15 protein-coding genes are annotated in these 13,594 nt (G+C 33.5%); 6 read left to right on the top strand and 9 right to left on the bottom strand.

All coding sequences use genetic code 11. The features are described 5' to 3' along the window. Positions 1-5: 5 nt before the first annotated feature. The 4 genes from ACIDC4_RS09405 to ACIDC4_RS09390 all read right to left on the bottom strand — a co-directional run bounded on the left by ACIDC4_RS09405 (position 6) and on the right by ACIDC4_RS09390 (position 3,099). A complete protein-coding gene (locus tag ACIDC4_RS09405; protein ID WP_065451664.1) occupies positions 6-494 on the bottom strand; it encodes an IPExxxVDY family protein in 489 nt (162 codons plus the stop codon). Between the two features lie 125 nt (positions 495-619). Beyond that, on the bottom strand, positions 620-1,360 hold the full coding sequence (gene rnc, locus ACIDC4_RS09400; RefSeq protein ID WP_412042747.1) for a ribonuclease III: 741 nt from the start codon (positions 1,358-1,360) through the stop codon (positions 620-622). A 9-nt stretch (positions 1,361-1,369) separates the two neighbouring features. Next, positions 1,370-2,623, bottom strand: a complete 1,254-nt coding sequence (gene fabF / locus ACIDC4_RS09395) for a beta-ketoacyl-ACP synthase II (protein WP_230034293.1) — start codon at positions 2,621-2,623, stop codon at positions 1,370-1,372. Between the two features lie 239 nt (positions 2,624-2,862). After that, positions 2,863-3,099, bottom strand: coding sequence for an acyl carrier protein (locus ACIDC4_RS09390; protein ID WP_007137004.1), 237 nt, complete (start codon positions 3,097-3,099; stop codon positions 2,863-2,865). A 175-nt stretch (positions 3,100-3,274) separates the two neighbouring features. Between ACIDC4_RS09390 and purN the strand changes: the two genes are divergently transcribed. Both purN and rnhA read left to right on the top strand, forming a co-directional pair. Next, positions 3,275-3,838: a phosphoribosylglycinamide formyltransferase gene (purN, locus tag ACIDC4_RS09385; protein ID WP_230034291.1), complete on the top strand. Its 564-nt coding sequence runs from the start codon at positions 3,275-3,277 to the stop codon at positions 3,836-3,838. A gap of 140 nt (positions 3,839-3,978) precedes the next feature. Beyond that, positions 3,979-4,455, top strand: coding sequence for a ribonuclease HI (gene rnhA / locus ACIDC4_RS09380; RefSeq protein ID WP_412042748.1), 477 nt, complete (start codon positions 3,979-3,981; stop codon positions 4,453-4,455). 72 nt (positions 4,456-4,527) lie between these two features. Here the strand turns inward: rnhA and ACIDC4_RS09375 are convergent, their stop codons facing one another. Next, positions 4,528-4,875, bottom strand: coding sequence for a DUF6249 domain-containing protein (locus ACIDC4_RS09375; RefSeq protein ID WP_072964728.1), 348 nt, complete (start codon positions 4,873-4,875; stop codon positions 4,528-4,530). A 359-nt stretch (positions 4,876-5,234) separates the two neighbouring features. Between ACIDC4_RS09375 and ACIDC4_RS09370 the strand changes: the two genes are divergently transcribed. Together ACIDC4_RS09370 and ACIDC4_RS09365 are read left to right on the top strand one after the other, a co-directional pair. After that, positions 5,235-5,819 (top strand): RNA polymerase sigma factor, encoded by a 585-nt coding sequence (locus ACIDC4_RS09370; protein WP_412042749.1) that lies wholly within the window; start codon positions 5,235-5,237, stop codon positions 5,817-5,819. Then, positions 5,806-6,201, top strand: coding sequence for a hypothetical protein (locus tag ACIDC4_RS09365; RefSeq protein ID WP_412042750.1), 396 nt, complete (start codon positions 5,806-5,808; stop codon positions 6,199-6,201). The genes ACIDC4_RS09370 and ACIDC4_RS09365 overlap by 14 nt, the downstream gene beginning before the upstream one ends. A gap of 2 nt (positions 6,202-6,203) precedes the next feature. Here the strand turns inward: ACIDC4_RS09365 and ACIDC4_RS09360 are convergent, their stop codons facing one another. Then, the gene (locus ACIDC4_RS09360) at positions 6,204-6,773 is read right to left on the bottom strand and encodes a hypothetical protein (protein WP_412042751.1); all 570 of its coding nucleotides are present in this window, start codon (positions 6,771-6,773) and stop codon (positions 6,204-6,206) included. A 245-nt stretch (positions 6,774-7,018) separates the two neighbouring features. Between ACIDC4_RS09360 and ACIDC4_RS09355 the strand changes: the two genes are divergently transcribed. Both ACIDC4_RS09355 and ACIDC4_RS09350 read left to right on the top strand, forming a co-directional pair. After that, positions 7,019-7,942 (top strand): PfkB family carbohydrate kinase, encoded by a 924-nt coding sequence (locus ACIDC4_RS09355; protein WP_127338175.1) that lies wholly within the window; start codon positions 7,019-7,021, stop codon positions 7,940-7,942. 82 nt (positions 7,943-8,024) lie between these two features. Continuing rightward, positions 8,025-9,923 carry an amidophosphoribosyltransferase gene (locus ACIDC4_RS09350; protein WP_412042752.1) on the top strand — a complete coding sequence of 633 codons (1,899 nt, stop codon included), beginning with the start codon at positions 8,025-8,027 and terminating at the stop codon, positions 9,921-9,923. Positions 9,924-10,816: 893 nt separating this feature from the next. Here ACIDC4_RS09350 and ACIDC4_RS09345 read toward each other — a convergent pair. From ACIDC4_RS09345 to ACIDC4_RS09335, 3 genes are all read right to left on the bottom strand, one after another. Further along, a complete protein-coding gene (locus ACIDC4_RS09345) occupies positions 10,817-11,428 on the bottom strand; it encodes a superoxide dismutase (RefSeq protein WP_230034280.1) in 612 nt (203 codons plus the stop codon). Between the two features lie 138 nt (positions 11,429-11,566). Next, a complete protein-coding gene (gene pth, locus ACIDC4_RS09340) occupies positions 11,567-12,241 on the bottom strand; it encodes an aminoacyl-tRNA hydrolase (protein ID WP_230034279.1) in 675 nt (224 codons plus the stop codon). A 644-nt stretch (positions 12,242-12,885) separates the two neighbouring features. After that, on the bottom strand, positions 12,886-13,497 hold the full coding sequence (locus tag ACIDC4_RS09335) for a 50S ribosomal protein L25/general stress protein Ctc (protein WP_089350165.1): 612 nt from the start codon (positions 13,495-13,497) through the stop codon (positions 12,886-12,888). Positions 13,498-13,594: the final 97 nt, after the last annotated feature.

Raw genomic sequence — 13,594 nt, 5'->3', positions numbered from 1 at the left:
TTTTTTTAAAAAATTAGATTGTTTTTTGATTTTATTTTATCAGTATCTACAGCATAAATAGCTGCAATACTCTCGATGGTATTTAATTGTTGTTGAATTTCTGAAAAATCGAGAGCCTCTTCGCTATTCTCTATTTTCAGGAAAAAATCTACTTTTTTGAATTCAGGAAGTAAATGAATTGTTGTTGAAACCTCACTTGTTTCATTGGAAAACAAATCCTGGGAATCATTTCTACTCGTTGAAATGATTTCATTTTTATTCTGAATTAAATTCCATGAAACTGTTTTCTCAGCATCATAATAATAGAATCTCGAAAAATTTGCCTCGCCTTCTTTAGTCTGAGCATGGATCTCGTTTTTGCTCTTACTTAAGTTTATCGGAAGGTTTTTATTGATAAAATAGGCCAATCTATAATCTTCTAATGAAGTATGAATTGCCATTAAATAATAATCAATTTCGTCAAATTCGTCTAAATCCAATCTATGAATAGCCATGTCATGAAAAATCAAGGTGTAAATATACTATTTCTAGCGGAGCTTAAATAGTTAAGATGTGCTTGTTTTTATTAATTTATAAACGAAAACGTTATAGCTTTAAGATAGTTACACTAAAATTGTAGCTATTTCTTGTCTATTTTTTCCTGAAATGCAAAATAAGCTCTTTGTGATGCTTTCTCTTCTGCTTTCTTTTTTGAAGTTGCCCGCGCTCGTGCGATTACTTTATCGTCTATACTTAATTTAACGCCAAATAAGCGCTGACCGTCTATACCGTTATCCTCAAAAATGTCGTAATGAAAGACTCTCTTTTCTTTCTGACACCATTCGATAACCAAACTTTTATAACTAATTACTTTGCCTTCAAGTCGTGCAATATCAACATAAGGAGCAACAACTCGTTTTTGAATAAATTTTTCACAAAACGAATATCCTTTATCAAGATAAATTGCACCTACAAGTGATTCGAAAATATTACCATGAATATTTTCTCCAAAATGCTGAATTGGCACTTTGCTTTCTACAAAACGAACTAAATTTAAATCTTTACCCAGCTCATTCAAATGTTCGCGACTCACAATCTTAGATCGCATTTTGGTCAGATAACCTTCGTCGCCATTTGGTGCTTTATTAAATAAATGTGCTGCAATTACGGCACTTAACATAGCATCTCCTAAAAACTCCAATCGCTCATAATTTATTGGATGCCCAGATTCGTCTATTTTATTCGAAGACCTATGTGTGAATGCTTTCTTATAAAAATCGATCGTAGTAGGCTGAAAACCAAGTATTTTCTGAATAGTGTCAAAAAAAATCCCGTCTTCTAGAGAACGGGATTTAGAAAATATTTTTTTGATAAAATTCATATACAGAAATTAGTCAACTAATTTTTTAAACAATACGCAAGCATTGTGTCCACCAAAACCAAAAGTGTTACTCATAGCAACATTTACTTCTCTTTTTTGAGGTTTGTTTAAGGTAAGATTCAATGATGGATCAATGTTTTCATCCACTACCGTATGGTTGATAGTTGGAGGAACAATACCATATTTCATTGCCAGGATAGACGCAATAGCTTCAATAGCTCCTGCAGCACCAAGTAGGTGTCCTGTCATTGATTTCGTAGAGTTGATGTTGATGTTTTTTGCATGCTCACCAAATACAGCACTGATTGCTTTCAATTCGGCAACATCTCCTAGCGGAGTAGAAGTTCCGTGAGTATTGATATGATCAATATCTTCCGGTTTTAATCCAGCATCTCTTAATGTATTTTTCATTACCGCAATAACTCCAATCCCTTCCGGATGTGGTGCAGTTAAATGATAAGCATCAGATGACATTCCGCCTCCGCCAACTTCGCAATAAATTTTTGCACCTCTGGCTTTAGCATGTTCGTATTCTTCAAGAACCAAAGCTCCTGCTCCTTCTCCTAAAACAAAACCATCTCTGGTTGCATCAAAAGGTCTTGAAGCCGTTTCCGGGCTATCGTTTCTTGTAGATAAAGCGTGCATAGAGTTAAAACCTCCCATACCCGCAATAGTAATAGCAGCTTCTGAACCACCTGATACAATTACATCACACATTCCTAAACGAATGTAGTTGAAAGCATCGATTAATGCATTTGCAGAAGATGCACATGCAGAAACAGTAGTATAATTTGGTCCCATATAGCCGTTACGCATCGAAATGTGCGCCGGGGCAATATCGGCAATCATTTTAGGAATAAAAAACGGATTGAATTTTGGTGTTCCGTCTCCTTTTGCATAATAAATAACTTCATCCTGAAAAGTCTCTAAACCACCAATTCCAGCTCCCCAGATAACACCCACTCTTGTTTTGTCGATATTATCATCAGTAAGTCCGGCATCTTTGATAGCTTCATCACTTGCAGCGACAGCATATTGAGCGAATTTATCTAATCTACGAGATTCCTTGCGATCCATGTAATCTTCAATATTGAAGTTTTTTACTTCACAGGCAAATTTCGTTTTATGCTTCTCTGTATCATAATATGTGATAGGAGCGGCTCCGCTAACCCCATTCACAAGTGCCTCCCAATAATCCTGAATATTATTCCCGATCGGAGTAAGAGCACCTAATCCTGTTACAACAACTCGCTTTAACGTCATAAATATGTATTTTGTACTTTAAACAAATAAAACCCATGCTTTCTTAACTGTAATGTTTACTTAAGAGCCATGGGTATTACAATATAAATATATCTTTTTGATTGAAAACCAATCGAAATTTAAATTTTAAAAAAAATAATAACACCCGATCCTTAGAAATTACAAAAATCAAAAGTCAAATTCCAATTGGAATTTGGAATTTTAAAAATTGGTATTTTTAGAAACCGGGTGCAGTATTATTATTTTTTAGCTTCTTCGATATAAGAAATAGCTTGACCAACAGTAGCAATGTTTTCTGCTTGATCGTCTGGAATTTGAATATCAAATTCTTTTTCGAATTCCATAATAAGCTCAACAGTGTCTAATGAGTCAGCTCCCAAATCATTAGTGAAGCTTGCTTCTGTTACAACTTCGTTTTCGTCAACACCTAATTTGTCTACGATAATCGCTTTTACTCTTGATGCAATGTCTGACATAATCTTTAATTTTAGAATTTAATTTGTTGGCAAAAATAAAAAACTTTATTTTAAAACCACGATTTAGTTTATAAATGTAACACTAATTTATAAAATTAATTTCAAGAAAGCTTTTTTAATACTATTTATTTTCGATTTTTATTCCGTTTTTTGCATTCTCAAATTATATTCAATTATGAAAAAAATTATTGTTTTTGCCTCAGGATCAGGAACTAATGCTGAAAACATCATAAAGTATTTTGCGAAAACCAAAATTGCAAAAGTCGTTTCGGTTTTTACAAATAATGCTGCGGCAAAAGTCATCGAAAGAGCAAAAAATCATCAAATTCCGACCGAAATTTTCTCAAAAAGTGAATTATTAGAAAGTAACCTCTTACAAAAAATACAAGAAATCGACCCGGATATGATAGTTCTGGCAGGTTTCTTATTGAAATTCCCAGATCATATAATCGAGAAATATCCTAATAAAATAATCAACATACATCCAGCACTTTTACCAAATTACGGAGGTAAAGGAATGTACGGCATGCACATACACCGTGCGATAGTGAATAATAAAGAGAAAGAAACCGGAATTTCTATTCATTATGTAAACGAACATTATGATGAAGGCGGTATCATTTTCCAGAAAAACGTAGCCTTGACAGAGGACGATACGCCAGAAACTGTAGCCGAAAAGATCCACGAACTGGAACAAAAGTATTTTCCGGAAATTATTTCAAGATTATTGGAAGATTAAACTGTAAAAAATTAAACCATATAAGTCATATAAGAATATATAAGTTGAACTCTAATTGACTCTCTTAATCTTGACAAAGAAATATAAGCTCTATTATTTAAATGAACTTATATAACTTATATGGTGAAAAAAAAATAACAATGAATCACGAAGTACATATATATACTGATGGCGCTGCAAAAGGAAATCCCGGAAACGGAGGATATGGCGTAGTGATGGAATTGGTGGGAACGCCACATAAAAAAGAATTCTATGAAGGCTTCCGTTTGACTACTAATAACCGAATGGAACTTCTGGCTGTAATTGTAGGTCTCGAAAAACTAAAAAACCCAAATATGAAGGTTTTGGTGGTTTCAGATTCTAAATATGTGATTGATTCTGTAGTAAAAAAATGGGTTTTTGGCTGGGAGAAAAAAAACTACACCGGCAAAAAAAATCCTGATTTATGGAAACGGTTTCTACTTATTTACCGCAAACATCAGGTCGATTTTAAATGGATTAAAGGGCACAACAATCATCCACAAAACGAACGCTGCGACGAATTGGCCGTTATGGCCTCAATGCAAAAAAACCTTTCGGTAGATGTTTATTACGAAACCATCGGCTCAAAATCATAAAAAAATAACGCGTCAGAAAACAATTGTTTCCGACGCGTTTTCTCGTTATTGAAGGTACTAACTTAAACGATTTTATTGCTTATCTAAATCTTTGGCTCTGTGAAATCCTACCAGCAAACCTACTCCTGACATCGTGATGATTGTTGCCGGATACACCACATCTGAATTCATTGCTGTATAAGTAGAAAGAAATAAAGCAATAAAAAATCCAAGTCCGATACCTATTAAAAGAAAAGCTGTATTCAGAATAAGGATTTTCCAGGCCGGAACTCCATTGGTTCTTCCTTTTAAAAAGATACTGGCATCGACTCCTTTTTCTATAAGTGCTAAACGTTCTCTATTTCTTGTTGAATAAATAAGATAAACGATTCCGAAGATCATTAAGAAAAGACTGATTGGTACTAAAATTTGTGCTCCCATAATTTTTTATGTTTTTATAATTGATTGATACCCCATATGACGACATGTTTTGAATTGAGGTTACAAGATTTTTAAAATAAACTTCAATTTTTAAATTCCAAATTCCAAAACTTACTGATTATGAGTTAATTTTGAGTTTAAAATTGTTTTTTGAGAAACGATATTTTCGTCGGGATTGACAATATTGGGGTTAAACTTTGTCAAAGTTTAAAACTTTGACAAAGTTCTACAAACATATAGATTAGAATTTAAACTACATTTCCTATTCTGAAGTTGGAATTTGAAATTTAAAAATTGGAATTTATTTATTTTTTAAAAAATCTTGTAACCTAAACACAGAACGTGTCGTCTTACCTATTATGAGTACAATAAATGATCAACATTATATAGATAAAGTGCTGCAGGGCGATGCGAATGCGTTTGCCGTGCTGGTTGATCGTTATAAAGATATGATCTTTACATTGGCTTTAAAAATGATTAAAAACCGAGAAGAAGCGGAAGAGGTTGCTCAGGATACTTTTATTAAAGCGTATAATTCTTTAAGCAAGTTTAAAGGTGATTCCAAATTTTCGACCTGGATTTATAAGGTTGCTTATAATACGTGTTTAGATCGTTTGAAGAAAAATAAAAAAGAAGACAATAATATATCGATAGATGAATTTTCGGCTCACTTAATAAAAACTATGGACAATGCTTTGAGCGCTTTAGAAGATAAAGAACGAAAGCAAACCATTCAGAATTGTTTGAATTTATTACCGAGTGAAGAGAATTTCTTGCTAACTTTATTTTATTTTGAAGATCAGAGTTTAGAAGAAATTGGAAAAGTCATGAACATTAACGCTAATAATGTTAAGGTGAAATTATTTAGAAGCCGACAAAAATTAGCTGTAATTTTGAAAAAGCAATTAGAACCAGAAATAATAGAATGTTATGAAAGAAAATGATAAAGAAATAGAAAATCTGATTGAAAGAATGATGGCCGAAAATACTTTGGAGTCACCATCTATTGACTTTACTTCAAAAATAATGTCTCAGGTTTTAGTGGCTGAAAAAAGCAAAATCAAAGCTTACAAACCTTTGATTTCTAAATCTACATGGATTTTTATTGGTATCAGTTTAGTTGCTTTGACTGCTTATGCTGTTTACTCCAATAATGATGTTGCTAATTTTGAAATTGCCAAAACATATTCTGACAAAGCTTCTGCTCTATTTTCTGGAATTCATTTTTCTAAAAATGTACTTTACGCTTTATTAGTCGTTCCTTTTATGATTTTGGTTCAGATTGGGGTTTTGAAGAATTATTTTGATAAGAAGTATGAGTTGTAGAATTATTTGAAAGAATTTTCTCTTTTAATTATAGAATATCTTGCATGAATATCATCTACCTTAAGATCATATCTATTTAGATATAATAGGTATGATATTGTAAAAAACTCGTCTGGCTTTATAATTAAACTATTAAGTTCATCTTCATTTTCGCTCAATGACGGTTTCGAATATTTTTTCAGAAATTCATCAATCCCTAAACTCTCAAATTCTTTTTTTACTTTTGAATTTAATTTAAAATTTTGTAAAAGTATTATTTTTTGCTTCGATGCATCTAAAACAAAATCCTCACTCAAAACAATTTCTAAAAAATCTTTAAATGTTTTATATTTCTTTTGATGATAAAGCTTATACGATTGATATAAAGACTCTCCATTTGTAATAAAAATTTCATCTTCGTTTGTCCGAATGTATAAATCAATAAATGAATACTTATTTATTGTTACTACCTCGCCTTTCCCTTCGTCATGAATTGCCAATTTTTCTATCATTTCCTTAGAAAAATTAGGTTCTTTTCTTTCGCAAGAAATCAAAAAACAAAACAGCATTAATAAGATTATATTTTTCTTCATGAATGAAATTTGATATTTAAACAAATTTAACTAAAATCTTCAACGCTTTTTTCAAAAATAATTATTGTATTTTAAATCGAAAAAACATATTTTAAGCACTCAGATGAATCAAATTTAATTCATTCATTTACAATAGTTTTAGCCCCGAAAACGATATTCTTTTTTTATGAAAATTTTGAGAACTTAAACCGTTGCAATATTGCAACTTATGAAGTATCTTTGCACCCTAATTCGAAATTCATAAAATGAATAAATTATTGATTGTTGGAACGGTTGCTTTCGACGCGATTGAAACTCCTTTCGGAAAAACAGATAAAATATTAGGTGGTGCTGCAACGTACATTGGTTTATCAGCATCGTTTTTTAACTTACAATCGGCCATTGTTTCTGTAGTTGGCGACGATTTTCCTCAAGAACATTTAGATCTTTTAACTTCAAGAAATATTGATATCTCTGGTATCGAAATTGTAAAAGGCGGAAAAACCTTTTTCTGGAGCGGTTTATACCATAACGATCTAAACTCAAGAGACACTCTTGTAACTGAACTTAACGTTTTGGCTGATTTTCAACCAAAAGTTCCTCAAAACTATAAAGATGCCGATGTTGTGATGTTAGGAAACTTACATCCGTTAGTACAAAGTAGTGTTTTGGACCAAATGGAGAAAAAACCAAAATTAGTAGTTTTAGACACTATGAACTTTTGGATGGATTGCGCTTTACCGGAATTACTTGAAGTAATTAAACGTGTAGACGTGATCACAATCAATGACGAAGAAGCAAGACAACTTTCAGGCGAATATTCATTAGTAAAAGCGGCTAACAAAATCCAGGAATTGGGACCAAAATATGTGGTGATCAAAAAAGGAGAACACGGAGCGCTTTTATTCCACAATAGAGAAGTATTCTTTGCACCGGCATTACCGCTAGAAGATGTTTTTGATCCAACTGGAGCCGGAGACACTTTTGCAGGTGGTTTTTCAGGATTTATTGCGCAAAGCGAAAACATCTCATTTGGCAACATGAAAAACGCAATTATTTACGGATCTAATTTAGCTTCATTTTGTGTAGAGAAATTTGGAACCGAAAGGATGCAAACATTAAGCAAAGCAGAAGTAGCGATTCGATTACAACAATTTAAGTCGTTAACTCAGTTTGACATAGAAATATAATGCCCTGAAGCCTCGATAAAACGGGGCTTTTTTATTACGTTATTACGCACAACTTACAACAACAACACAAATACAAAAAACAATGAGCGACGCTTTAAAACACGAATGTGGTATAGCCTTAGTTAGACTTCTTAAACCGCTTGAATATTACAAAGAAAAATACGGTACTGCTTTTTACGGGATACAAAAAATGTACCTGATGATGGAGAAGCAACATAATCGTGGACAGGACGGAGCAGGTTTTGCCAGCATTAAATTAGATGTTGAACCAGGCGAGCGTTACATAAGCCGAGTTCGTTCAAACCACGCACAGCCTATTCAGGACGTTTTTAAACAAATTAATGAGCGTATCAACGAAGAGATGACTTCTCATCCTGAATATGCAAATGATGTTGCCAAACAAAAAGCAAACATACCTTATATAGGAGAATTATTTTTAGGTCACGTTCGTTACGGAACTTTCGGAAAAAACAGCATCGAAAGTGTACACCCATTTTTACGTCAGAGTAACTGGATGCACCGTAACTTAATTTTGGCAGGTAACTTTAACATGACGAATGTTAAAGAACTTTTCGAAAATTTAGTTGAGCTAGGACAACATCCTAAAGAAATGGCTGACACTGTTACCGTAATGGAAAAAATTGGTCACTTCTTAGATAAAGAAGTAATGCAATTGTACCAGGACTGTAAAGCCGAAGGTTACTCTAAAAGAGAAGCTTCTCCGGTAATTGCAGACCGATTGGACATTGCAAAAATATTAGGACGTTCTGCTAAAAATCTTGACGGAGGTTACGCAATGGCAGGGTTATTAGGTCATGGTGATGCTTTTGTTTTTAGAGATCCTGCAGGAATTCGTCCGGCTTACTTTTATCAGGATGATGAAGTAGTTGTTGTAGCTTCTGAAAGACCGGTTATTCAAACTGTATTCAATGTTCCGTTTGAAAGTGTTCAGGAAATTGAACCAGGAAATGCTTTGATCATCAAAAAAAGCGGAAAAGTTTCTATGGAACAAATCCTGGAGCCAACGGTTAAAAAAGCTTGTTCATTTGAAAGAATTTATTTCTCAAGAGGAAGTGATGCAGAAATTTATCAGGAACGTAAAAACTTAGGAAAATTAATTTTGCCTGCCGTTTTAGATTCAATAGACAGCGATACCGATAATACCGTTTTCTCTTATATCCCGAATACAGCAGAAACTTCATTTTATGGTTTAGTCGAAGCGGCTCAGGATTTCCTTAATCAAAGAAAAAACAATTATATCTTAGCTAATAGAAATACGCTAACAGCCGAAACTTTACAGGAATTATTGGCTGTAAAAATTCGTACTGAGAAAGTTGCGATTAAAGATGCCAAACTTAGAACCTTTATTACTGAGGACAGCAGCCGTGATGATCTTGTTGCTCACGTTTATGACGTGACGTACGGGGTGATTAAGCCAACGGACAACCTTGTTATCATCGATGACAGTATCGTTCGTGGTACAACGCTTAAAATGAGTATCATAAAAATGATGGATCGTTTAAATCCTAAACGTATTGTAATTGTTTCATCGGCACCACAAATTCGTTACCCTGATTGTTACGGAATTGACATGGCGAAGCTTGAAGGTCTTGTAGCTTTTAGAGCAGCTTTGGCTTTATTAAAAGAAAGAAACTTATACCATATAGTAGACGAAGTTTACGCAAAATGTAAAGCACAGGAAAACTATATTGATAGCGATGTTGTGAATTATGTTACTGCAATCTACGATCAGTTTACTCCTGAAGAAATTTCAGATAAAATTGCCGAAATGTTGAGCTCTCCTGAAATCAATGCCGAAGTAAAAATCATTTTCCAAAAAGTAGAAGATTTGCATATTGCATGTCCGAAAAATTTAGGTGATTGGTACTTTACGGGAGATTATCCTACACCAGGAGGTAATCGTGTCGTAAACAGGGCTTTTATGAATTTTTACGAAGGAAAAGACGCCAGAGCGTATTAAAAAAATACTAACAAAAGGTTAATTTGTGCATTTCATCGGTTTTTTTTGCCGTTCATCCCATATGTTTGGTAAAATTGAAAAGCTACAATACTTTTGAGATACCATAACATTAGTAGGTTAAGTTTATGGTAGATTTGGGGCAAAAAGGGTGGAAGCAATTCCACCTTTTTTATTGGAATAAACTCAAGTATTTCAATTTAAATGCATTATCTCCTTTTGGTCGGATATATTGGCCATTCATCTGAAAAGTTTTTTATATAAGAATAGCTATCATACATTTACTAAACCATAACATTAGTAGGTTAAGTTTATGGTAGATTTGGGGCAAAAAAGGTGGAAGAAATTCCGCCTTTTTTATTTTGCTTAAAAGAACAAAGAATATAGAATAAAGAAAATAGACTAAAAGCAAAAGCATAGCTTTTAAACAGAGAACTCCTCCTCTAATTTTTCCCTCTTTATTCTTTCCTCTTTATTCTTTCCTCTTTATTCTTTCCTCTTTATTCTTTCCTCTTTATTCTTTCCTCTTTACTCTTTCCTCTTTATTCTTTCTTCTATATTCTTTCTTCTATATTCTATTCTCTTTACTCTCAACTCCATATTCTAACTTTCTCTTACTTAGTCGGATATATTTACCATTCGTCTAAAAAGTTTTTTATATAAGAATAGCTATTATACATTTACTGAACCATAACATTAGTAGGTTAAGTTTATGGTAGATTTGGGGCAAAAAAGGTGGAAGAGATTCCACCTTTTTTATTTTACATATAGAAGAAAGAAAATAGAGTAAAGATTGCTGAGCATAGTTTTAATATTAAATAACAACAAAAAAAGACGGATAGCCATCAAGCCATCCGTCTTTTTTCTTTAATCTTTATTCTATTCTCTTTCTTAGACTATTTATCTAAAGCGAATCTTCTTGCAACTTCTGTCCAGTTAATTACACTGAAGAAAGCTTCAATATAATCTGGTCTTCTGTTTTGGTAGTTTAAGTAGTAAGCGTGCTCCCAAACATCCATTCCTAAGATTGGAGTTCCACCGTTACCAGCAACTTCCGGCATTAATGGATTATCTTGATTTGGAGTACCTACAACTTCTAGTTTACCACCTTTTTTTACTGTTAACCAAGCCCATCCTGAACCAAATTGAGTTGCTCCGGCTTTAGCAAATTTTGCTTTAAACTCTTCGAAAGTTCCAAAAGAATCTTCGATTGCAGCTAATAAATCACCTGTTGGTAATCCGCCACCGTTTGGAGACATTACAGTCCAGAACAAATTGTGGTTGTAAAAACCTCCGCCATTGTTACGAACTGCTGCGTTTGTTTTATCTAAATTGATTAAGATATTTTCGATTGTCTTACCTTCTAAATCTGTTCCTGCAATTGCAGCGTTTAGATTTGTTGTGTAAGCATTGTGGTGCTTTGTATGATGGATTTCCATTGTACGAGCATCAATATGTGGTTCTAATGCATCATATGCATAAGGTAATTGTGGTAATTCAAAAGCCATGATATTATGATTTTATGATTTATAATTATTTATCCCAAATTTAGACATTTAACTTTGGAATAGAAAATACTATTTCGTTATAATTCGATTTAATTAACTGATAATTTGATTATTTAACAGTTAAATAACTGAAATTCTTTACTTTCCGTTAAACGTAGTCATTGTATTTTCTAAACCGGCGGTTCCAAATGTTTTAATAATTTCTGAAGAAATTTCTAAACGTTCGGGTAATTTTGCTTTTTCTTCTTCATCCCATTCTCCTAAAACGTAATCGATTTGCTGTCCTTTTTTGAACTGATCGCTGATACCAAATCTAAAACGGGTGTAATTTTGAGTGTTTAAAACCAAGTTGATATTCTTTAAACCATTATGACCTCCGTCGCTTCCTTTTGGTTTGATACGAATGGTTCCGAATGACAGGTTTAAATCGTCTGTAATGACGAGAATATTCTCTAAAGGTATATTTTCTTTGTCCATCCAGTATTTTACCGCCTTGCCGCTTAAATTCATATAAGTGTTTGGCTTAAGCAAGAAGAAAGATCTTCCTTTGAATTTATATTCGGCCAAAGCGCCAAGTTTTACGGTTTCGAATGAAAGCCCTTCTTTTTTAGCTAAAAAGTCCAGGACTTTGAATCCTATATTATGTCGTGTATTTACGTATTCGGCTCCAATATTACCAAGTCCTACGATTAAATATTTTTTACTCACGTTTTTTATATTGTTTTTTGGGTGTTCGTGAACCTCCGGTTTCATATTGTCTATGTTCTCTTCTTTTTGTGTTGATGAAAACAGTTTGTTTATCCATTTTATCATGATGCAAAAGTAAGATTAATTAGAGAATGTGCCAATTGGTTGATTAGATAATTATTCTTAACTGCAAAGTTCGCAAGGGTTTTACGCAAAGTTTGCTAAGAAAAAGTTTCTCGCAGATTTTGCAGATGGAGCAGATTTTTTTTATTTGATTGTATGATGCTCATTTTTGTCAGCTGAGCGAAGTCGAAGCTCGCGCAAAATATTTCAATTTAGATCGTCGAGCCACTTGCGGTCCTTCGACTTCGCTCAGGATGACATATTGTAAAATCACTCTTCTTTGTTCCTTTGTTCCTTTTGTTTCTTTGCTTCTTTGTTTCTTTGAACCTTTGTTTCTTTGAACCTTTGAACCTCTCTTCTAATAAAAAACTAAACCTCTCGCTAGCCCTGACAGAAGCGGTATCCTTTTTCTTGCTTCTTTAGCAAGGAAAAGATACAAGTGGATGGCAGGAACGTTGGGTCTTGAAGAAACCGAAAATTTGTGCTTCAAAGAAAAATAAACACAAAACATCAGAAGGGGCTTCGACTCCGCTCAGCCTGACATATAAAAAAACTTAGAATCTCAGAATCTTAGCAACTTAGAATCTTAAAGCAAAAAAAAAGCACCAATCTTTCGATTGATGCTTTTGTATTGAATTTGAAAAAAATTATTTTTTCTTTCCTTTTGCAGGAGCTTTTGCAGCTTTTGCAGCTTCTTGAGCGGCTTTCATAGCAGCACGAGAGATTCTTACCTGAGCAACAACTGTGTTCTCTGGGTGCATCACTTTGTATTCTGGTTGACCAACTTTAGTAACGTATAATTTGTTACCCATTTCAAGTGGAGTAATGTCAGCTTCAACAAAATCAGGAAGATTTTTAGGTAAAGCTTTAACTTTTAATTTACGAGTGTTCAAACGTAAAACACCACCTGCAAGAACACCTTTTGATGTACCTACAACTTTTACAGGAACTTCCATAGTGATTTCTTTGTCATCAAATAATTGAAAGAAGTCAATGTGTAAGATTTTGTCAGATACCGGGTGAACCTGGATATCTTGTAAAATTGCATTGAATGATTTTCCTTTTCCAAGCTCAATCACAACTGTGTGTGCGTTTGGAGTGTAAACCAAGTTTTTGAACGCTGCAGCGTCTGCTGAGAAGTGTACTGCTTGATTTCCTCCGTATAACACGCAAGGAACCGCTCCAGCATTACGTAAGGCTTTAGTTGACACTTTGCCCACGCTTTCTCTTTCTGATCCTTTAATTGTAATCGATTTCATTGTAAAAAAAATATAGTTATTAAATAATATACATTGCTTTAAGCTTTAGGCACTAGGCTTTAGGCTTTTTTAACGAATCTATGAAAAGCTTACTGCT

The organism is Flavobacterium sp. C3NV (genome assembly GCF_046825355.2).
GTDB lineage: Bacteria > Bacteroidota > Bacteroidia > Flavobacteriales > Flavobacteriaceae > Flavobacterium.
The sequence above is the reverse complement of the archived record's forward strand: the minus strand, read 5'-3'. Positions and strand labels throughout refer to the sequence as shown.